The sequence below is a fragment of the Martelella limonii genome (genome assembly GCF_013344475.1).
Taxonomy (GTDB): Bacteria; Pseudomonadota; Alphaproteobacteria; order Rhizobiales; family Rhizobiaceae; genus Martelella; species Martelella limonii.
Genome location: NZ_JABUOU010000001.1, coordinates 132078 through 151770, shown reverse-complemented (window position 1 = coordinate 151770; position 19693 = coordinate 132078). Strand labels below are relative to the sequence as shown.

At 62.0% G+C, this 19693-nt stretch carries 17 protein-coding genes; 4 read left to right on the top strand and 13 right to left on the bottom strand.

The genetic code is table 11. The features are described 5' to 3' along the window. Positions 1-3: 3 nt before the first annotated feature. The 3 genes from HPQ62_RS00660 to HPQ62_RS00650 are packed head-to-tail and all read right to left on the bottom strand — an operon-like array spanning position 4 to position 2036. Positions 4-405 (bottom strand): Fur family transcriptional regulator, encoded by a 402-nt coding sequence (locus HPQ62_RS00660; RefSeq protein ID WP_174800584.1) that lies wholly within the window; start codon positions 403-405, stop codon positions 4-6. A 13-nt stretch (positions 406-418) separates the two neighbouring features. Further along, positions 419-1219 carry a metal ABC transporter permease gene (locus HPQ62_RS00655; RefSeq protein ID WP_174800583.1) on the bottom strand — a complete coding sequence of 267 codons (801 nt, stop codon included), beginning with the start codon at positions 1217-1219 and terminating at the stop codon, positions 419-421. Continuing rightward, positions 1212-2036, bottom strand: a complete 825-nt coding sequence (locus tag HPQ62_RS00650) for an ATP-binding cassette domain-containing protein (protein WP_244629514.1) — start codon at positions 2034-2036, stop codon at positions 1212-1214. Before HPQ62_RS00650 ends, HPQ62_RS00655 begins: the two co-directional genes overlap by 8 nt. Positions 2037-2143: 107 nt before the next feature. Between HPQ62_RS00650 and HPQ62_RS00645 the strand changes: the two genes are divergently transcribed. Continuing rightward, the gene (locus tag HPQ62_RS00645) at positions 2144-3199 is read left to right on the top strand and encodes a zinc ABC transporter substrate-binding protein (RefSeq protein ID WP_174800582.1); all 1056 of its coding nucleotides are present in this window, start codon (positions 2144-2146) and stop codon (positions 3197-3199) included. A 110-nt stretch (positions 3200-3309) separates the two neighbouring features. Here the strand turns inward: HPQ62_RS00645 and mgrA are convergent, their stop codons facing one another. From mgrA to HPQ62_RS00610, 7 genes are all read right to left on the bottom strand, one after another. Beyond that, positions 3310-4362: an L-glyceraldehyde 3-phosphate reductase gene (gene mgrA / locus HPQ62_RS00640; RefSeq protein WP_425312578.1), complete on the bottom strand. Its 1053-nt coding sequence runs from the start codon at positions 4360-4362 to the stop codon at positions 3310-3312. Positions 4363-4572: 210 nt separating this feature from the next. Further along, positions 4573-5694, bottom strand: coding sequence for a Gfo/Idh/MocA family protein (locus HPQ62_RS00635; protein WP_174800580.1), 1122 nt, complete (start codon positions 5692-5694; stop codon positions 4573-4575). Positions 5695-5706: 12 nt separating this feature from the next. After that, positions 5707-6468 (bottom strand): sugar phosphate isomerase/epimerase family protein, encoded by a 762-nt coding sequence (locus HPQ62_RS00630; protein WP_174800579.1) that lies wholly within the window; start codon positions 6466-6468, stop codon positions 5707-5709. A 76-nt stretch (positions 6469-6544) separates the two neighbouring features. Then, positions 6545-7639 (bottom strand): ABC transporter ATP-binding protein, encoded by a 1095-nt coding sequence (locus HPQ62_RS00625; RefSeq protein WP_174801393.1) that lies wholly within the window; start codon positions 7637-7639, stop codon positions 6545-6547. Positions 7640-7642: 3 nt separating this feature from the next. After that, a complete protein-coding gene (locus HPQ62_RS00620; RefSeq protein ID WP_174800578.1) occupies positions 7643-8539 on the bottom strand; it encodes a carbohydrate ABC transporter permease in 897 nt (298 codons plus the stop codon). A 4-nt stretch (positions 8540-8543) separates the two neighbouring features. Then, positions 8544-9437, bottom strand: a complete 894-nt coding sequence (locus HPQ62_RS00615) for a carbohydrate ABC transporter permease (RefSeq protein WP_174800577.1) — start codon at positions 9435-9437, stop codon at positions 8544-8546. Between the two features lie 76 nt (positions 9438-9513). Continuing rightward, complete coding sequence (locus tag HPQ62_RS00610) at positions 9514-10746, bottom strand: ABC transporter substrate-binding protein (protein ID WP_174800576.1); 1233 nt, start codon at positions 10744-10746, stop codon at positions 9514-9516. On the opposite strand from HPQ62_RS00610, the gene HPQ62_RS00605 reads away from it, so the two are divergent. Then, positions 10738-10899: a hypothetical protein gene (locus HPQ62_RS00605; protein WP_174800575.1), complete on the top strand. Its 162-nt coding sequence runs from the start codon at positions 10738-10740 to the stop codon at positions 10897-10899. The two genes, HPQ62_RS00610 and HPQ62_RS00605, sit on opposite strands and share 9 nt — an antisense overlap. A 400-nt stretch (positions 10900-11299) precedes the next feature. Further along, positions 11300-12349 carry a LacI family transcriptional regulator gene (locus tag HPQ62_RS00600; protein ID WP_174800574.1) on the top strand — a complete coding sequence of 350 codons (1050 nt, stop codon included), beginning with the start codon at positions 11300-11302 and terminating at the stop codon, positions 12347-12349. 103 nt (positions 12350-12452) lie between these two features. On the opposite strand, the gene HPQ62_RS00595 is transcribed toward HPQ62_RS00600, so the two are convergent. The 3 genes from HPQ62_RS00595 to HPQ62_RS00585 all read right to left on the bottom strand — a co-directional run bounded on the left by HPQ62_RS00595 (position 12453) and on the right by HPQ62_RS00585 (position 18685). Continuing rightward, on the bottom strand, positions 12453-12845 hold the full coding sequence (locus HPQ62_RS00595) for a YbaN family protein (protein WP_174800573.1): 393 nt from the start codon (positions 12843-12845) through the stop codon (positions 12453-12455). A 164-nt stretch (positions 12846-13009) separates the two neighbouring features. Further along, positions 13010-17149, bottom strand: a complete 4140-nt coding sequence (locus HPQ62_RS00590; protein WP_174800572.1) for an AsmA family protein — start codon at positions 17147-17149, stop codon at positions 13010-13012. A gap of 132 nt (positions 17150-17281) precedes the next feature. Then, positions 17282-18685: an FAD-binding oxidoreductase gene (locus HPQ62_RS00585; protein ID WP_174800571.1), complete on the bottom strand. Its 1404-nt coding sequence runs from the start codon at positions 18683-18685 to the stop codon at positions 17282-17284. Positions 18686-18793: 108 nt separating this feature from the next. Here HPQ62_RS00585 and HPQ62_RS00580 point away from each other — a divergent pair, with 108 nt between their 5' ends. Then, the gene (locus tag HPQ62_RS00580; RefSeq protein WP_174800570.1) at positions 18794-19600 is read left to right on the top strand and encodes a fructosamine kinase family protein; all 807 of its coding nucleotides are present in this window, start codon (positions 18794-18796) and stop codon (positions 19598-19600) included. Positions 19601-19693: the final 93 nt, after the last annotated feature.

The window sequence follows — 19693 nt, the reverse complement described above, 5'->3', positions numbered from 1 at the left end:
TCATCACGCGGCGCATTTGCCGCAAACGCCGCGCATCTCCACCGTCATCCCTGCGGGACGGAAGTCGCGGGATTTCGCAAGCGCGCTGAGCGCGGTTTCGATATCGTCGGCATGAAATTCGATCACCGTGCCACAGGCCTCGCAGATCGCAAACGCGGTCATGCCGTGATGGCTGCAATCCTGATGCGGATGGGCGCAGGCGACATAGGCGTTCATGCTTTCCAGCCGGTGCACGAGTCCAGCCTCGGTCAGCTTTTCAAGCGCCCGGTAGACCTGAAGCGGCGCCTTGAAGCCCTGATCGCGCAGCCGGTCGAGGATCGTGTAGGCGCTCAACGGCGCATCCGCCGCGTTAAGGCAGTCGAAGACCAGCGTCTGGTTGCGGGTCAGCTTTCCGGCTCGGCTCATTCGATCCTCCTTCTCACTGGAGACGGCTTCTGGCCCCGAAGGGCAGCAGCGTGACCAGGAATATCAGCATTGCAGCGACCACGATCGAGGGGCCCGACGGCGTGTCGTAGTAAAGCGAGGAATATAATCCCATCGCAACGCTTGCCGCTCCGATCAGCGAGGCAAGCACGGCCATCATCTCCGGCGTGCGCGCAAACCGGCGCGCCGTTGCCGCAGGCACGATCAGCAATGACGTGATCAGCATGATGCCGACGATCTTCATCGCAATCGCGATCACAAGCGCCATCAGCAGCATGAAGACAAACCGCACGCCTTCGGGCCGCATGCCTTCGGCCTGCGCGATTTCCGGCGAGACGGTAGCCGCCAGAAGCGGTCGCCAGAGGCCGATGACCGCCGCCACCACCACCAGACCGCCAAGCCAGATCACCGCGATGTCGCTGCGCGTGACGGAGAGGATGTCGCCGAACAGGAAGCTGATCAGATCGACCCGGAGCCAGGTCAGAAACGACACGATAACGAGGCCGACGGCGAGCGTTGAGTGGGCCAGAATCCCGAGCAGGCTGTCGGTGGACAGCGCCCGGCGGCGCTCGAGCAGGATCAGCATGACAGAAACGATGGTGGCCACGATGAACACGCTGAGCGTCAGATTGACGGTGAACAGCAGCGAAAGCGCCACGCCGAGCAGCGCGGAATGGGCCATCGTGTCGCCGAAATAGGCCATCTTTCGCCAGACGATGAAGCAGCCGAGCGGGCCTGCCATCAGCGCAACGCCGATGCCGGCGACAAGCGCGCGGATGAAGAAATCGTCAAGCATGGTCGTGGCCTTCGTGGTGATGACCGTCATCGGGATGGCAGTGCTCGGTGATGGTGCCATCGGCGTGGCGCACGCGACCGTCCGGCAAATGGGTATGATCGTGGTGATGGCTGTAGAGCGCAAGCGCGCCCTCCCCGCGCGCACCGAACAGCGTCTGATAGGCCTCGCTGCCGCTCACCGCCTGCGGCGAGCCGGTGCAGCAGACATGGCCGTTGAGGCAGACCACCGTATCGGTCTTCGCCATCACCACATGGAGATCGTGGGAAATCATCAGCACGCCGCAGCCGCGCTGGTCGCGGATCCTCGAGATCAGGTTGTAGAGCGCGATCTCTCCCGAATAGTCGACGCCCTGGACGGGTTCGTCGAGCACCAGCAGATCCGGCTTGCGGGCGATCGCGCGGGCAAGCAGGGCGCGCTGGAACTCACCGCCGGAGAGCGTCTGGACCTCCGCGCCCTCGAGGTGCACGATACCGACTTCATCGAGCGCTGCCGCGACATCCGCCCGCGACAGCGGTCCCGTCAGCGTCATCATCCGGCGCACGGTCAGCGGCAGGGAATGGTCGATATTGAGCTTCTGCGGCACATAGCCGACCTTGAGGCCGGCGGCGCGGCGCACGCTGCCCTCGTCCGGCTGAACCACGCCGAGTGCCATGCGTGCGCTGGTGGATTTGCCGGCCCCGTTCGGCCCGATCAGCGTGACGATCTCGCCGCGGCAGACTGTGAAGCCGACGCCGCGCACCAGCCAGCGTCCGTCACGGTAAAGGCCCGCATTGTCGAGCGTGACCAGTTGGTCCCTGGCTTTCAGATGTCCATGCAATTTTTTAGATCTCCGGCTTGCGAGGCTCTATGGCATACGTTATAGCATTACGCAATGAATGTAATAACATTACATATCAGAAACCAGATCATGAAATGGATTTCCTCATGCGATATCTCCGCTCCGCCCTCATCGCAGCGACCGTTCTATCCGCGCCGGCGCTTGCGCTCGCAGATGACGCATTCTCTGTCGTGACGTCGATCAAGCCGCTCTATTCCCTGACGACGGCGCTGACGGAGGGCACACCGACCAAGACCACGCTTCTGGTGAAGGGGGCCGCCTCGCCCCATACCTACAGCATGGCACCGTCGGAGGCGCGGGCGCTGCAGGAGGCCGATGTCGTGTTCTGGATCGGCCCGTCGCTGGAACACTTCCTGGAGAAGCCCCTTGATGCGCTTGGCGGCAACGCGGATGTCGTCGAACTGGAAGACGCCCCAGGTGTCGAGACGCTGGCGCCGCGCGAAGGAGGCGCCTTCGACCCTCATGACCACGACCATGAAGGCGGCGAGCATGCGGATCATGAAGAGGAAGGCCATGGCGACGACGCTCATCATGAGGCGGCTCATGAAGACGGGGATCAGGATAGCGACAACGGGCACGACCACGGTTCTGACGATCACGAGGCGGGCCACGAGCATCACGGCGAAATCGACCCCCACATGTGGCTCGATCCGGAAAACGCCCGCGCCTTTGCAAACCAGATGGCCGAAACGCTTTCCAAAGACGATCCCGAACATGCGGCAATCTACGCGGCCAATGCCGAAAAGCTGAACCAGCGCCTCGACGCGCTTCAGGCAGATATCGCGGCCGAGCTGGCTGCAGTGACACCCAAGTCCTACGTGGTCTTCCACGACGCCTATCACTATTTCGGCCATCGCTTCGGCGTCGAGGCCGCAGGCTCGATCACGGTCAACCCCGAAGCCCCGCCAAGCGCCCAGCGCGTCCGTGAAATTCACGACAAGCTCATCGACCTCGGCGCGGCCTGCGTCTTTTCAGAGCCGCAATTCCCGCCGAAGATCGTCGATACCGTGATCGAGGGAACCGATGCACGCACAGGCGTGCTCGATCCGCTGGGTGCGAACCTCGAAGACGGACCTGACCTCTATTTCACGCTGGTGGAAAATCTCGCCGGCAATCTCATCGAATGCTTTGTGGCCGAGTAATCGCCCGCAAGCAGATCGTCCCGGACGCGCATGGCCGGGACGATACGGCCTGCGGGTGAGTTGTGCCCCCCCGCAGGCCCCTTTTTTTTTTCAGCCCACACTGATCTCGGCTACTTCTTCCGTTCGGGGCCCTTGCGCTCCGCAGACTTGGCCCAGAGGTTGATATCCGCCTCACGGGCATACTGATCGATCTCGGCGAGCTCCGCATCGGAGAAATCGGGATTGTCGAGCGCCTTGACGCAATCGAGCACCTGCTCGGGCCGGCTTGCGCCGATCAGCGCGGTCGTCACCCTTCCCCCCCGAAGCACCCAGGCGAGCGCCATCTGCGCGAGCGACTGGCCGCGCCGCTCGGCAATCGCGTTCAGAGAACGGATCCGTTCCAGCGTCTCGTCGCGCAGGAATTCCTGACGCAGCGACTTGCCCTGGGTGGCGCGGCTTCCCTCGGGCACCCCCTTCAGATATTTCGACGTCAGCATCCCCTGCGCGAGCGGCGAGAACACGATCGAACCGAGCTTCAGTTCTTCCAGCGTATCGAGGAGGCCGTCCTCCTCCACCCAGCGATTGATCATCGAATAGCTCGGCTGGTGGATGACGAAGGGCGTCTTCAGCTCCTTGAGTATCCGGTAGGCCTCGCGCGTGCGGTCCGAATTATAGGAGGAGATGCCGACATAGAGCGCCTTGCCCGAGCGGACGATCTGGTCGAGCGCCATCATGGTTTCCTCAAGCGGCGTATCCGGGTCGAAACGATGCGAATAGAAGATGTCGACATAGTCGAGGCCGAGCCGCTTCAGGCTCTGGTCGCAGGAGGCAATCAGGTTCTTGCGGCTGCCCCATTCGCCATAGGGCCCTTCCCACATGCCGTAGCCGGCCTTGGAAGAGATGATCAACTCGTCGCGCAGGCCTGCAAACTCGTTGCGCAGGATATCGCCGAAGGCCTTCTCGGCAGAACCGGCGGGCGGTCCGTAATTGTTGGCGAGGTCGAAATGGGTGATACCGGCATCAAACGCCGTCTGGCAGATCGCGACCTTGCGCTGGCGCTCGGTATCGTCTCCGAAATTGTGCCAGAGGCCAAGGGAAATCGCCGGAAGCTTGAGGCCCGAAGCGCCGCAGCGATTGTATTTCATCGTATCGTAGCGCGTTTTAGAAGGGGTCCAACTCATCATCTCATCCTGAACTTGCGGGGACCAGTTAGGCCCGATCATGGCAAGGGCCGCAGAACGCGGCCCGCCTCTGCTTCTGGAAATATCTCACCCCGTTCTCCGTGTCACCCTCGGGTCGAGCCCGAGCATGACACGCAAGGAAAGGGATCGGCGTTCAGCGGATCCATCGGCTGTTCAAAGAAGAAAAGCCAAGCGCCCTGCCCGCCGCGCGCTCTAGCGCAAAAGCGCCGCCGCTGCTGCCGCATCGAGTGCTGCCGGCTGGGTGCACGTAGTCGAGAGCTCGACGAAGGAACCGGTCTCGCCGGATTTCAAAATCGCCGCCATGACATCGACGCCGTGGAGCGCGCGGGCAAGCGAGCAGCGGGCATCGCGGCCCTCGATCAGGGCGACCGCCATATCGGCAAGGCCTGCGGTCCGGTAGTTGGCGCGGTCATTCTGGTTCGGCTTGCCGAATGGATGGTCGTCGCTGCCGAGCAGAACCACGCTGCCATCGCGCCCGGCGGCTTCCAGCTTGCCGCCGAAGAAGTTGGGATCCGGCACGAACAGAGACCCCTCCGTGCCATAGAGCTCCATGTTGGAATGGCGGTGCGCCCACACGTCCCAGCTCGCCGACAGCGAAATCGTCGCTCCGCTTTCAAACTCCAGCAGCGCATGGATATTGGTCGGGGTCTTGACCGGTATGATCTCGCCATGGCGGGGCTTGGAGGTGATGGTGCGGGTCTCGTTTGCCATGGAGGTCAACGCCGCGACACGTTTTACAGGTCCAATCAGGTTGATGAGATTGGCGATGTAATAGGGGCCGAGATCGAGGATCGGCCCGCCGCCCGGCAGGAAGAAGAAATCCGGATTGGGATGCCACATCTCCATGCCCGGGCTCATCACATGGCATGTTCCGGACGTGACCCTGCCGATGCCGCCCTCATCGATATATTTGCGGGCCCGCTGATGGGCGCCGCCGAGAAACGTGTCCGGCGCACAGCCGACCGATAGCCCCTTTTCGTCTGCTATACGGCCGAGTTCCTTCCCCTCCTCCACCGACAGCACCAGCGGCTTTTCTGAGTAAACATGCTTGCCCGCCTCGAGAATGCGCTTCGACATCTCGTAATGGGCGCCCGGAATCGTGAGGTTGACGATGACGTCAAGTTCGTCATTGGCGAGCAGTTCGTCCACGCTCTGCGCGCGAACGCCATACTCCTCAGCCCGCGCCTCGGCGGCTGCAGGATTGATATCGGCGCAGGCGAGCACCTTCAGCCCGACGAAAAGTGGTGAGAGTGAAAAATAGGTCGCAGAAATATTGCCGCATCCGAGGATGCCGACACCAAGTTCCCTGGTCATGAAATGCCTCGTTCAGAAGGACTGGAAGGATGTGTAGGAGCGTTCGATCAGACGGTCGATATCGTTCGGATTGTCGTGCTCGACGATGAAATGGCGGATATCGAGCGGCTTCAGCGCCGCCATCAGTTCCTTCCACTTGACCGTGCCGTGGCCGACATCGGCCCAGCCGTCTTCGTCCTCGTTTTCCTCCGGGGGCGCGATATCCTTCACGTGCACGGCGCTGATGCGATCCTTGCAGGCCTCGATCCACTTGAAGGGATCGGCGCCGCCGCGGATGATCCAGGCAATATCCGCTTCCCACGAAAGCGATGGCCCGCCCTCCAGGAGATGCTGCATCGGCACGCTGCCATCCTCCAGCGCGGCGAATTCGAAATCGTGATTGTGCCAGCCGAAGACGAGCCCGGCATCGCGCACCGGGGCGCCGGCCTTCTCCAGCCGGGCACCGAAATCGCGCCAGCCGTCGGCGCTCGCGGGCCGGTCCTCCGCCATCAGATAAGGGCAGAACACGCTGTCCATCTTGAGCCCGGAGGTGATTTCCAGAACGCGATCCGGCTCGTTTTCCAGCATCGCAAGGCTGAAATGGCCGGTCGGCATGGTCAGCCCGATCGCCTCGAGGTCGGAAGCCAGCCGCTTCAGGCCAGCCTGATCGAGATCGTCGTAGAGCGCGCCATAACCTTCGACTTCGCTGTAACCGGCGGCGGCCAGCTTCTTGAAAATCCCGGAAAACGGCTGGTAGTTGCGGGCGCTGTAAAGTTGAAATCCAAGTTTTGTCATCTGCTTCCTCCGGCTCCCGCCATCACTGTGGCCGCCGAGCCCTGTCGTTATTGTCTCTGCGTTTTACCGGCACTGCCTAGAGCCGCAGCTCGCTTTCCGCATCGAAGAGCGAGGCGAGCGGTATGTCGAAGGCAAAGCGGATCTTCTGGCCGACCTTGTAGCGGACATTGCCATTGACCCTGACGGTGATCAGGTGGCCTGCATGCTTGAGCCACAGCAGGCTGTCGGCGCCCATCGGCTCCTCCAGGTCGACAATTGCCTCATGCACTTCCAGGTGCTCGCTGGAGAGCGCCTTGTCGATGACGATATGCTCCGGCCGAACGCCCAGCGTCACCTTCCCGCTTTCCGGCAGCGTGCCGTTGGCGTCATAACCCTCGAGCGAAAAGTCGTGATCATTGGTGCGGAACACGGTCTTGCCGTTGTCGCGGCGCAATTCGCCGTCCATGAAGTTCATCGGCGGCGAGCCGATGAAGCCCGCGACATACCGGTTCACCGGGCGATTGTAGATCGTGGTCGGCTCGTCGAGCTGCTGGATCACCCCGCCGCGCATGATCGCGATCCGGTCGGCAAGCGTCAGCGCCTCGATCTGGTCGTGGGTCACGTAGATCATCGTGTTCTTGAGCGACTGGTGCAGCCTCTTGATCTCGACGCGCAGTTCGGAGCGAAGCTTGGCATCGAGGTTCGACAGCGGTTCATCGAACAGGAACACGTCGACATCGCGCACCAGCGCCCGGCCGATCGCCACGCGCTGGCGCTGTCCGCCCGAAAGTTCCGCAGGCTTGCGCTTCAACAGCGGCTCGATCTGCAGGATCTCGGATGCGCGCTTCACGCGCTTGTCGATCTCCTCTTTCGGCACCTTTGCGACCTGAAGTCCGAAGGACAGGTTCTTTTCGACCGTCATCTGCGGATAGAGCGCATAGGACTGGAACACCATGCCGATGCCGCGATCCTTCGGCTCCAGCCAGGTCACGTTCTTGTCCTTGATGAAGATCTGACCGCCGGTGACATCGAGCAGCCCGGCAATGCAGTTCAAAAGCGTGGACTTGCCGCAACCCGACGAGCCGAGCAGCACGAGAAACTCGCCGTCATGGATATCGAGATCGAGATTCTTGAGGACATCGACGGCGCCGAAGGAGAGCGACAGGTCCTTGATGGAGACACTGGTATTCATCATTTACCCTTTCACCGCGCCGGCGGCGATGCCGCGCACGAAAAGCGGTCCGGAAACGAAATAAACGGTGAGCGGAACAAGCCCGGTCAGAAGGGTCGCCGCCATGTTGACGTTGTATTCCTTCACGCCCTGCACCGCGTTGACGATGTTGTTGAGCTGAACCGTCATCGGATAGTTCTGCTGGCCGGCGAAGATCACGCCGAACAGGAAGTCGTTCCAGATGCCGGTGGTCTGGATGATCATGCCGACGACGAAGATCGGAAGCGACATCGGCAGCATGATCTTGAAGAAGATCTGCCAGAACCCCGCGCCATCGACGCGCGCCGCCTTAAACAGTTCTTCCGGAAGCGAGGCGAAATAGTTGCGGAACAGCAGCGTCAGGATCGGCATGCCGAAGATGGTATGCACCAGCACGATGCCCGGCAGCGTCGAAAACAGATGCAGTTCGCGCAGGATGATCACCAGCGGATAGAGCATGACCTGATAGGGAATGAAGGCGCCGAAGAGCAGCACGGTGAAGAAGAATTCCGAGCCCTTGAACCGCCAATTGGCGAGCGCATAGCCATTCACGGATGCAACCGCGATCGAGACGATGATGCCGGGTATCGTGATCTTCACCGAGTTCCAGAAACCGACCTTGATGCCTTCGCAGTAAAGCCCGGTACAGGCCTGGCTCCACGCCTTCACCCACGGTTCGAAGGTGATCTCCACCGGGGGCGCGAAAATGTTGCCCATGCGGATTTCCGGCATCCCCTTCAGCGACGTCACGATCATCACGTAAAGCGGGATCAGGTAATAGACGGCGGCCACGAACAGGATGGAATAGAGAATGATCCTGGAGGGCGCGAGCCGGCGTTTGGGACGCGGACCCGACGGTCCGCTCAAAGCGATATCAGCCATCTGCCTATCTCTTCTTGTCTCTGAATTCCATCAGCGCCCACGGCACGATGATGATGAACACGGTAACCAGCATGACAGTCGAGGCGGCGAGCCCCTGCGCGATATTTCCGCGCTGGAACATCAGGTCGTAGACGTATTTCGCCGGCACTTCCGAGGCGAAGCCCGGTCCCCCTTGCGTCATTGCGACGACCAGATCGTAAACCCGGACGATGCCGGAGGCGACGATCACCAGCGTGGTCACGAACACGCCGCGCATCATCGGAATGACGATGAAGATATAGGTCCGCCATGCCGGAATGCCGTCGATCTTGGACGCCTTCCAGATCTCGCCATCGATGCCGCGCAGGCCCGCCAGCATCAGCACCATGACGAGGCCCGTGCCCTGCCATAGGCCCGCAATCACCAGCGCGTAGATGACTGTATGCTTGTTGCCGAGCAACGCGAAATCGCCGCCGGGCAGACCCAGCCCGTCCAGAAATTTCGGCAGGCCGAGATTGGGATCGAGAATCCATTGCCACACCAGACCCGTCACGATGAACGACAGTGCAAAGGGATAGAGGAAGATGGTGCGGAAGGTATTTTCGAAACGGATTTTCTGATCGAGAAGCGTCGCCAGAATGAAACCGACCACGAAGGAGAAGATCAGGCTTAACCCGCCATAAATGAACAGGTTGCCGATCGCCACATTCCAGCGGGTAGTGCCGAACAGGCGATCATATTGTGCAAAACCGACGAAATTCTCACTCGGCAGCAGCCGGGAATCGGTGAACGAGTAGATGACCGTCCATGCGGTACAGCCGATGAAGATGACCACCGCGGTGAGCATCATCGGGATTGCCGCAATCTTGGCGTTCAGATTCTTGAACAGGCCCATCGGACGGCGAGCGACATCAGCCATTGCTGCTCCCCTCACGAGATTGGTTTGGATGAAGCGGCGGGACGGATCGCGCCGACCCGCCGCTCAACCAGACGACTTACATCGCCTGTTCGATGATTTCCTTCTGCCGCTCCATCGCTTCGTCGACCGTCATGTCGGAAGAGAAGAATTCGAGCGCGAGGTCGGTAATCTGGCCCTGCGTATCGGAATCGAGCAGCTGCTCGGTCGACGGCAGCACGTTGTCCGGGTCGGCGAGAATTTCGATACCCTTCTTCATGCAGGCGTTTGCGGCATTGAGGTCGACGTCGCCGCGCACCGGCAGAGAACCCTTCACGAGGTTGAACTCAACCTGGGTTTCGGGCGAGACCAGCATCGAGGCAAGCTCAAGCTGGGCGGCCGTGATCTCCGGATCATCCGTCTTCGGGAAGTAGAAGGCGTCACCGCCGGTATCAAGCACGGCATTGTTGCCGAGACCCGGCAGGCAATCATAGTCGACGCCGGCTTCCTGACCGGCCTGGGCAAACTCGCCCTGCGCCCAGTCGCCCATGATCTGGGCTGCGGCATCACCCTGGATCACCATATTCGTGGCGACGTTCCAGTCACGGCCGGAATAGGCGTCGTCGACCATCTCGCGGGCTTCGGCGAAGCCTTCCCAGATGGCGCGATTTTCATCGCTCATCACGGCATCCGGGTCCTTTTCGCCATTGACGGCGAGGTAGTTGTCGACGCCGCCAAGGGCGACCTGCATCACGTTGCGGATGCCATCGACCTGCCAGGGCTGGCCGGTTGCAAGCGGCACGACGCCGGCTTCACGCAGCTTGGGCGAGGCAGCAACAAGCTCTGCCCAGTTGGTGGGAACCGGAATACCGTTGTCCTCGAAGACATGGCGGTTCAACCACATCCACTGCCAGGAATGGATATTGATCGGCACGCAGTAGATGTGACCCTCATATTCGCACGCTTCGAGAAGCTTGGCGGGACGGATCTTGCTGGCCCAGTCTTCCTTCTCGGCAAGCTCGGTCAGGTCGAGCATCAGGCCGCCCTTGATGAGCTCCTCGGCGTCTCGGCCGGTGTTCATCTGGGTCGCGCCCATGGGATTGCCGCCGATAATGCGGCTGATGATGATCGGGTTGGCCGTGGATCCGGATCCGGCAATGGCGCTGTCGACCCAGGTGTTGCCGGTTTCGTTGAAATTCTCGGCAAGAACTTTCACGGCAGCAGCCTCGCCGCCGGATGTCCACCAATGGGTTACTTCGAGATCGGTCGCGCTTGCGGAAAGCGGCATCGCGACACCGGCAGCCAGCGCTGCGGTGAGAATTGCATGTTTCATCTTGTCCTCCCAACTGAAACGTTGCCGGAAAACGGTAAGCAAATTCAGGTAGGCAAGCAACCTTTTTATCCGACTTTTTTCGATGTTGCGACTTTAGTAGAACAGAACCTGCAACATGCGCTTGCTTATACCGCAATGCAAAAATACGTATAATTATTTGTTTTTATTGGATTTAATATCGCTTTCGGGAATATTGCAAAGATCGAGTGAGCGATCGCAAACACAGCCGTAGCGCGCATGAATGTCTGCACGGTTGCTGCCTCGAACAGCCGCTGCAGAGGCCCGTCAGAAATTTTCTGTATCGTTGCAGCTTTCTTGGCGTTAGGCTCTGACAATGTCATGCCTTGGAGGAGGCATTCGGTCAGGCCCGGGTTGAACGCGTTTTTTTAGGCGCATATCACCTGATGTGACGCTATAACCGTCGCCGAAGGCCCCGAATGTTCAAGGCAGGACGGGAGAGGCCGACCCTCGGCAGCGCAAGCCGTTCTGACGCGCGCGGATCGCGTGCGGGACGGCTGGCAGTGAAGGGCCGGCGGCAGGACGGGGAGATGCCATGAAAGCGATAACAGGCCGGACCGGCGAGACCGGAAACACAAGGCCAACACTCAAGACCATCGCCTACATGACAGGGCTTGGCGTCACCACGGTTTCACGCGCGCTCAAGGATGCGCCCGATATTGCCGAAAGCACGAAGGAACGGGTCCGGCTCGTCGCCAAGCAGCTCGGCTATATGCCGAACCGCGCAGGCGTAAGGCTGAGAACGGGCAAGACCAATGTCATCGCGCTCGTGCTCAACCTCGAGGAGGAAATCATGGGCATGGCGGGCCAGATGATCTTCGGGATCTCCGAGATACTCGCGGATACGCCCTATCATCTCGTCCTGATGCCTCAGCCGATCCATCACGACCAGATGGCGCCGATCCGCTATATTCTCGATACCGGTTCTGCAGATGGCGTGATCATCTCGCGAATCGAGCCGGACGATCCGCGCATCAAGCTACTGCGCGATCGCGGCCTTCCCTTTGCCGCGCATGGGCGGACGGAGGGGATGATCGATTATCCCTACCACGACTTCGACAACGAGGCTTATGCCCATGATGCCGTGGCAATGCTGGCCGAGCGCGGCAGACGGCGGATCGTCAGCCTGCAACCGCCAAGCCACCTGACCTATTACAAGTATTTCCGCGCCGGCTTCGAGCGTGGCCTCCGGGATTTCTCTCTCCAGGAAGCGCCGCTGACCTCGATCTCCACGGATTCTTCACTCGTCGATATTCGTTCAGGGCTTCTGGAAACGCTCAGATCGAGCCATCCGCCGGACGGCATCATTGCCTGCAGCGGCAGCAGTGCGGTTCCGATCATGGCAGCATTGCGGGCCTGCAATCTCAAGCTCGGCAAGGACGTCGACGTGGTCGCCAAGCAACCGGCGGACTTTCTGAACTGGATCGAGCCGGAAATCATCGCGATGAGCGAAGATTTCGGCCAGGCCGGGCGGGAACTGGCAAGCGCCGTTCTCGCGCGCATCGAACATGCCGGCTCGAAACCACTCCAGAGCATCAGCAAGCCCGACTGGTCGCTGGCCCCGAAAATCCGGCAGGAAAGCTGAAACCAGAGCGGCTCCGCGTTTGAAGGAAACACGCAACCGCACTTTGTGATCGTTTGGCGCATTTGCGCGGATGTCAGGTGATGCCACCCGGCGCCGAATTGCCCTATCGGTTTTCGGTGCGGACCGATGCTGGCGACGGGCGGGTGATGACGAAGATCGCGCAGCAGGCAAGCACCAGACCGACCCCGAGCTGGATCCACGGCCAGGCCGCAGCAAACAGCAGCACGGAGACCATGCTGCAGCCCATTGCCGCCACGGCCAGAATTTTTGCGGGCAGCGATATCGCGCCCTCGCGGCGCCAGCGGGTGAGATGCGGACCGAAATGGGGATGTTCCATCAGCCGCGCTTCAAGCTCCGGCGAGGAACGGGCAAAGGCCGCAGCGGCCACGATCAGGAAGGGCACGGTTGGCATCACGGGCAAAGCCAGGCCGATGATGGCAAGCCCCACCATCAACCAGCCGATCGCGATCAGGAACCGTCGCTTCACCCTTTGCATGCACTGCAGCCTTTCAGATCATTTACGCAAGAGACGCCCACAAGCCATTGTTTCAAAATGAAAGAAACACGAAACTTGAAGTCCGGCGTCATCGCGTCTCGCACGTCTCGCGCGTGTATAAGGAGTGGCTGATGCGCCACAAAGCGGGCGAGATTTTGGCCGCCTCAAGGAGATGCCCGCTCCTGCCGCAGTTCCTGAGCGCCGCCGATCACGGATTCGATCAGCTTGTCGAGGTCGCTCTTTTCCAGAACGGGCTCAGCCTGCTCCGGAGCGGTCTCAGCGGGTGCGGCCTCGGCCGGCGGTGCTCCGTCGGGAAGCTCGCCTTCCGCCGCGCGCGGAGAGGGTTCTGGGATCGGCGCTTCTTCAGGCGTCGCTGGCAAAGCTGAGCCAGTGGGGTTCGCCACATCTCCCTCAGTTGGCGGGGCCGTCTCCGTGGCAGGCGCCGCCTCCGGTCTCGCCTCCGCCGGCGTCTCGGGCTGCACGTCTGCGGCAGATGATGCTGGCGGGTTTGCCGGCTGCGCGGAAGGCGCGGGCAAGGATTGGTCTGGCGCGGGCGCTTCGGTGTTTTCGGAGGCCGGTTGCGGCGCTGGCTGCTCTTGAGCAGGCGCTTGGCTGGATGGCTGCTCGGCGGCGGGCGGCAGGCTGGTTGGTTGCTCAGCGGCGGCTGGCGTCGTCTGCTCCGGCTGAGGAGGCGCCGGCGTTGGGTCGGACGGCTGCTGCGGGACGGCCTCCAGGGGCGAAGGCTCGGGCAGCGGCATATCATCGGGCGTGGCTTCCGCCGCCTGCCTTGCCGCCTCGGCGGCGCGCGCTGCCTCTTCCCGCCGGCGCTGAGCCTCCTGCTCGGCAGCGAAAACCCGCTCTTGTTCGCGGGAACGGTAAAGCGCCGCCTCCCGCCGCAAGCGCTGCTTTTCGAGAATGTCGGCCTGCAGGCGTTCGACCCGCTGACGTTCGCGCTCGACGGCGCGCAGCGCGAGGTAATTGTTGATCTCCGTCAGATCCAGCGTCCGGGCGGGCGCTTCCAGCGGGCCGTTGAAGCCGATTGTAAGGCCCGCGCTCGCCCCTTCCTCGCCGGCATCGCCGAGCTTCAGCGCCACGTCGAGCGTCGCATCGAGGTCGCTTTCGGCAAGATCGCTTTCTGCGGCGCCGTAGACAATGGCCTCGGGAAGGTCGACCAGCACGTTGCGCGCCTGAAACACGCCGTCGGTGATCGAAAACGGAATGGCGATATCATCCGCCCGGAAACTGCCTGCGGTGTCGAAAAGCAGGTTCTGCACCTCGGCGGCAATCGCGTCATTGTTGATTTCGGTGCCCTGGGCATCCGCCCATGCCAGGAGCTCGTCGCTGAAGCCGAGATCCAGCCCTGCAAAGGTCGGCGACTTGAGAGTGATCATGCCGGAGCCGCTCGCCTGCGACTTGAGGCCGGCCGCCGTATCGGCGGTGGTCTCCACCACGAGGCCGAGGTCGAAGCCGCCGGCAACCACCGGCCTGTCGCCCGCCTTCCAGATCGTATCGGGCAGGGTCGCACCGGCAAGGCCGAGCTGGGTCTGGAAATAGCCGTTGCCGTCGGTATTGCCGAGCCGCATGTCGCCGGTCAGCGTACCGCCCATCAGCCTTCCGGAAATCCCGTTCAGCGCCAGGCCGCCGCCGCGCAGGTCCAGCTTGCCCGCCATGGCGGTCACCGGCTCGAAGATGCCGATATCGAACGCCGCTGCCTGAAGATCGACCTTCGCTTCCGCCGTGCCGAAATAGGCATTTCCGAAGGGTATGTCGGAAAGCCCGCCGGTCGCGTCCGCAACATCTGGGCCGAACACCGCCTCGCCCAGCCAGGCCATGTCGAGCTTGTCGAGTGCAAGCGCACCGTCAATCCGGGTGACGGGTTCGCCGCGGGCAAGCGAAAGCTGACCGGAAACGCCGTTGTCGTCGATAGTACCGCCGATTGCCGACAGGGCGTAGCGGTCAGGCGCGATATCGAGCGACGCCTTCAGCGAAACGGGAACGCCGAATGCCGTGCCCGGCACCGCCAGCGCGTTCATCGCAAGATAGGGTTCGAGATCCGGACTTTCGAGCGCGACGGAATAGCGGCCGGTCAGGAAATCACCCGCGCCGAGACTTCCCTCGCCCGAGACAGAGACCCGCGTATCGCCGCTTGCCGCACGAAGTCCGATGGTCGCCGGTCCCGTATCTCCGGCGCGATCGACGGACAAGGAAAGCTGCGCGCCCGCCGGTGACGGTATCGGAAGCGGCATCAGGCCCGCCTGGCCGAACAGCACGGCCGCATCCGGGTTCGACACCTGCATCTGTCCGCTCAGGCCACCTGGGCCAAACATGTGATCCATCCGCCAGGAGCCTGCAATCCGGCTGCCATTGGCGGTGCCCTGAAACACGGCGGAAAGGCCGGTACCGTCCTGGCCGAAGCTCAGATCGGCTGAAAGTTCGGTGTTGTCGAACCACATGGCACCGTCGTCGAGCATCGTCAGCAAAGGGTGCTCGCCCGCATGCTCGCCGAGCACGGAGACGAAAGCGGCGATATCGGCGGCAGACAGCGTCACCCGCGCCGAACCGCTCGGCATATCCCGCAGCATCTGCGCCTGGCCCGACAGCGTGACGGCGGCACCGGCGATATCCTCGATCGTCAGGCTGTCGATCGTCAGGGCGCCGGTCTGATAGGTAAAATCGGTATCGACGACATCGGCAGACAGGCCGAAGGCATTCACCGTTCCGGCCTTCAGCGTGGCATGGATCCGGTGCTCGCTGAGCCCGGTTCCGATATCCTCACCCACCACCAGACCGGTCAGCGCCCTGAGCGCTCCGAGATCGATGACATTGCCCGAAAGATCGAAGTCGAGCGTCGGCGTGGCGCTGCCATCCGCCTTTCTGGATAGCATTCCGTCAAGCACTGCATCGCCTGCCACGATCTGCAGGTTTTCGAACGCCTGGCTTGACGGCGTCAGGATGACGTCGGCCGAAAAGCCGGCGCGATCAAGATCGCGGATGTCCGGACTGACCTCGCCGGTGAGCCACTGGGAAAGCCCGCTCGGCTGGCGCGAGGCAACGAGCAGCGACCCCGTGAAATCAGGGGCCTCGCCGAGCGCCAGCCGTCCGCTGGCCTCCACCTGGGTGCGGCCCGGCAGTTCTGCCGAACTGTTTTCGATCTGCCACCCATCGCCATCGGGCGACGCATCGAGAACAATCGAGCGGATCGTTGTATCGCCGGAGACCAGCGCCGGAAGCCTGAATGTGACCTTGCCCGGCAATTGCGGGATCGGCACGTCGTTGAGGAAGCCGATCAGCACGGCCAGACGCTCACGCGCGCTCGGCGTCGCCACCCTGCCCTTCTTGAGGTTCGTGTCGTAATCGGAAAGACGCTCGACATTGAACTGCTGACCGTTGCCGGTAAGCAGGAAGGTTCCGCCCGGCCGCGTGTCGAAATTGCCCTCGCCGGTGATCACATAGGGGTCGACGCGGGTGCCGATCTCCAGCCGGTATTCGGGCACTGCGAAGGAATTGTTGGTGAGCTCGAACTTGCCGCTGACGCGCGGCGGGGGAACTTCCTCCTCGCCGTCGGCAACGACCGCGAGCCGGAAATCGCCGGCATAGACCGGTGCTTCCGTCGCAAGCGAGACGTCGCCTTCCAGCGTGGCAAGAAGCGGCCATTCCTCCGGCACAGCAGACAGCCTGAGCCGCACCGAACGGGTCGCGGGATCGGGCCGGCCGGTCAGCACGCTGAAGCTGCCGGGATGGCCATCCAGCACCGCCGTGCCATCCATGCGCCACGGACCTTCGATCGCGTTCGCCGAAAGCGTCGCGTTGATCCCCGTCAGATTGCGCGAGCGCCCGCTTGCCGCATCCGAGAGATGGATCTCGCCGTCCACCACCGTCACGTCTTCAAAGACGACCCGATGCGCGGCCATCGCGCTGGTGCCCGTATCGGTCCAGGCAAGCGCGCCGTTCTCATCCAGTGAAAGATTGAAGACGGGATGGTCGAGCTGCATCTTGAAGATGCGCAATTCGCCGCTGAGGAAGGGCGCGAGTTCGGCATCCATCGAGAAGGAATCCGCCATCGCCAGAGGCGCGCCGCCGGCATCGCGGCCGACGCTGACCTCGTGCATGGTGATCGCCGGGAAAGGCAGGATGCGCACTTCGACGTCACCCAGAACCTCGACCTTCTTGCCGATCACCCGGCTCGCCTGAACCTCGAATTCGCGCCGGAAACTGCTCCAGTCGATGAAATACGGCGCCACCAGCGCGACACACAGGACGAAGACCAGAAAAGCGCCTATGAAAACAAGAATTCGTCCCAGCAAGCTTCAGATCCCCTGTCCGTCTGCGGCGATTGCGCCGCGTTCACGCGAACCTAACACAGCGCGCAATCGCAAGCCAGTTCAGCCCTTTACCGCGCACAGTTCATTCACGACCGAGCTTTCAGCGTCCCTTCGCTAGAAAATCTTGCCCGGGTTGAAGATGTTGTCCGGATCGAGCGCCTGCTTGATCGCCCGCATCAGGAGAAGCGCGCCGCCCAGCTCGCCGGCAACCACGCGCTTCTTCCCCTGGCCCACGCCATGCTCACCCGTGGACGTGCCGCCCATGGCGATCGCGCGTTCCGCAAGCCGCGTGGTAAAGGCCTCGATCCGTTCGATCTCGCCGGGCTTGTCCTTATCGAACAGCACCAGAAGATGGAAGTTGCCATCGCCTGCATGGCCCACCACCGGTGCCAGAATGCCTTCTGCCGCAATGTCTTTCTGGGTTTCGCTCACGCAATCAGCGAGCCGGGAGATCGGCACGCAGACGTCGGTCGACAGGCCCTCAAGTTCCGGCTCGAGCGCACGGCTTGCCCAATAGGCGTTGTGGCGCGCCTTCCAGAGCCGGTTGCGCTCCTCGGTATTGGCGGTCCAGACGAATTCTGAGCCGCCGCATTCCGCAGCGATTTCGGCAAACTGTCCGGACTGGAGCGCCACCGCCTCCTCGCTACCGTGAAACTCCAGCAGCAGCAACGGCGCCTCGGGAAAGTCGAGGTTGGAATAGGCATTGCAGGCCTTGACCTGAAGCGCGTCGAGAAGTTCGATCCTGGCCACCGGTATGCCCATCTGGACGGTCATGATCACTGCGTTGCAGGCCTCCTCAAGCGTCTTGAAGGAGGAAACGCCGCCGGCAATCTTCTCCGGAATACCGGAAAGCTTCAGCGTCACCGAGGTGATGATGCCGAGCGTGCCTTCGGCGCCCACGAACAGGCGGGTTAGATCATAGCCGGCAGACGATTTGCGCGCCCGATGCGCCGTCGTGATCTCCTCGCCATCCGCCGTCACCGCCGTGACCGCAAGCACGACATCCTTCATCGTGCCGTAGCGGACCGCATTGGTGCCGGACGCCCGGGTGGACGCCATACCGCCGATCGAGGCATTCGCGCCCGGATCGATGGGAAAGAACAGGCCGGTATCGCGCAGATAGGTATTCAGTTCCTCGCGCGTAATGCCCGGTTCCACCCGGCAATCGAGGTCTTCGGCATTGACTTCGAGCACGCGGTTCATCCGCGACAGATCGACCGAAATGCCGCCTTCCGGCGCGTTGATCTGCCCTTCCAGCGAAGATCCGGTGCCAAAGGGCACGATCGGGACCTTGTGCTGGGCGCAGACTTTTACCACTGCCTTCACATCCTCTACGCTTTCGGCAAAGAACACGGCATCGGGTAGCTGCGGCGGCAGATAGGTGGTGGTATGCGCGTGCTGGGCGCGAAACGCCTTGCCGGTCTGCAGCTTCTCGCCGAACTGCTGCTTGAGTATGGAAATGACCGTGGCGGCGGCCTCGGGGTTCCTCGGCTCTGTCCGAACGTCTTCTATGGCCAAATGCTTGTCCTCCACGCATATACATACTTCGCTTGCGCGGGTTTTATGCGAGCATCACCCCGGCGTCCAGAGCGCCACCCGAAAGCACCACCCGGTCAGGAAGCCGATATGAACGAGCTGGAAATCCACACCGCGCGCCTTCTTGGGAGCGAAAGCGTCAGACTTTCGCATTTTTCAAGCGGCGATCTTTCCGCCCTGTTGCGCGCCGAGACCGCCGACGGCGAGCGCCACATCGTCAAGACGGGTGCCGCGCCCGCGCTTGAAGGGGAGATGCTGAGAATGATCGCGGCGAAGGGAGCGCCAGCGCCGCGGGTGATCGCGGCCGACGATACGGTGCTGATCATGGAGGAAGTGTCAGGCAGGAGCGGGTTTGAAGGCGCCACGGCCGATCTGGGCCATGTTCTCCGCGCCCTGCACGCACCAGACGACAATGCGTATGGATTTCACAGTGACTTTGCCTTCGGAAAGGTGGTGATCGTCAACGGCCGGACGCGCTCATGGATCGACTTTTGGCGCGACCACCGTCTGCTCAACGGGCTCTCGGAAATTCCGCCCGCGCTCGCCCGGCGGATCGACAGGCTCTGCCGCCATCTTGGCGATCTGATACCGGACACGCCGCCGCCCGCCCTCGTCCATGGAGACCTCTGGTCCGGCAATGTGATGTGCGCAGGCGGTCGCGTCACGGCCCTGATCGACCCCGCCTGCTACTTTGGCCACGGGGAAGTGGATCTTGCGATGGCGGAACTCTTCGGACATCTCGATGCCCGCTTCTTCGACAATTATCCCGCGCCCGAGCCGGGTTTTGAAACGCGCATGGCGGTCTACAGCCTTTGGCCTGCACTGGTCCATCTGCGGCTGTTCGGCGCCGGATACGCGGCAATGGTCGACGGATTTCTGACCAAAACCGGACACTAGAAAAGTCTTTTACTGACAAAGACTTGCGGAATTTTACGAAAAGCCCGCATGAAACTGCGTTCAAATCAACACGGCATGGGGGCTTGCCATACC

Coding starts and splice junctions, on each gene's coding strand:
- HPQ62_RS00605 (WP_174800575.1), top strand. CDS start 10,738: ATGTTTCATCTTGTCCTCCCAACTGAAACGTTGCCGGAAAACGGTAAG.
- HPQ62_RS00595 (WP_174800573.1), bottom strand. CDS start 12,845: ATGCAAAGGGTGAAGCGACGGTTCCTGATCGCGATCGGCTGGTTGATG.
- HPQ62_RS00620 (WP_174800578.1), bottom strand. CDS start 8,539: ATGGCTGATATCGCTTTGAGCGGACCGTCGGGTCCGCGTCCCAAACGC.
- HPQ62_RS00630 (WP_174800579.1), bottom strand. CDS start 6,468: ATGACAAAACTTGGATTTCAACTTTACAGCGCCCGCAACTACCAGCCG.
- mgrA (WP_425312578.1), bottom strand. CDS start 4,362: ATGATGAGTTGGACCCCTTCTAAAACGCGCTACGATACGATGAAATAC.
- HPQ62_RS00615 (WP_174800577.1), bottom strand. CDS start 9,437: ATGGCTGATGTCGCTCGCCGTCCGATGGGCCTGTTCAAGAATCTGAAC.
- HPQ62_RS00610 (WP_174800576.1), bottom strand. CDS start 10,746: ATGAAACATGCAATTCTCACCGCAGCGCTGGCTGCCGGTGTCGCGATG.
- HPQ62_RS00600 (WP_174800574.1), top strand. CDS start 11,300: ATGAAAGCGATAACAGGCCGGACCGGCGAGACCGGAAACACAAGGCCA.
- HPQ62_RS00625 (WP_174801393.1), bottom strand. CDS start 7,639: ATGAATACCAGTGTCTCCATCAAGGACCTGTCGCTCTCCTTCGGCGCC.
- HPQ62_RS00635 (WP_174800580.1), bottom strand. CDS start 5,694: ATGACCAGGGAACTTGGTGTCGGCATCCTCGGATGCGGCAATATTTCT.
- HPQ62_RS00655 (WP_174800583.1), bottom strand. CDS start 1,219: ATGCTTGACGATTTCTTCATCCGCGCGCTTGTCGCCGGCATCGGCGTT.
- HPQ62_RS00645 (WP_174800582.1), top strand. CDS start 2,144: ATGCGATATCTCCGCTCCGCCCTCATCGCAGCGACCGTTCTATCCGCG.
- HPQ62_RS00660 (WP_174800584.1), bottom strand. CDS start 405: ATGAGCCGAGCCGGAAAGCTGACCCGCAACCAGACGCTGGTCTTCGAC.
- HPQ62_RS00580 (WP_174800570.1), top strand. CDS start 18,794: ATGAACGAGCTGGAAATCCACACCGCGCGCCTTCTTGGGAGCGAAAGC.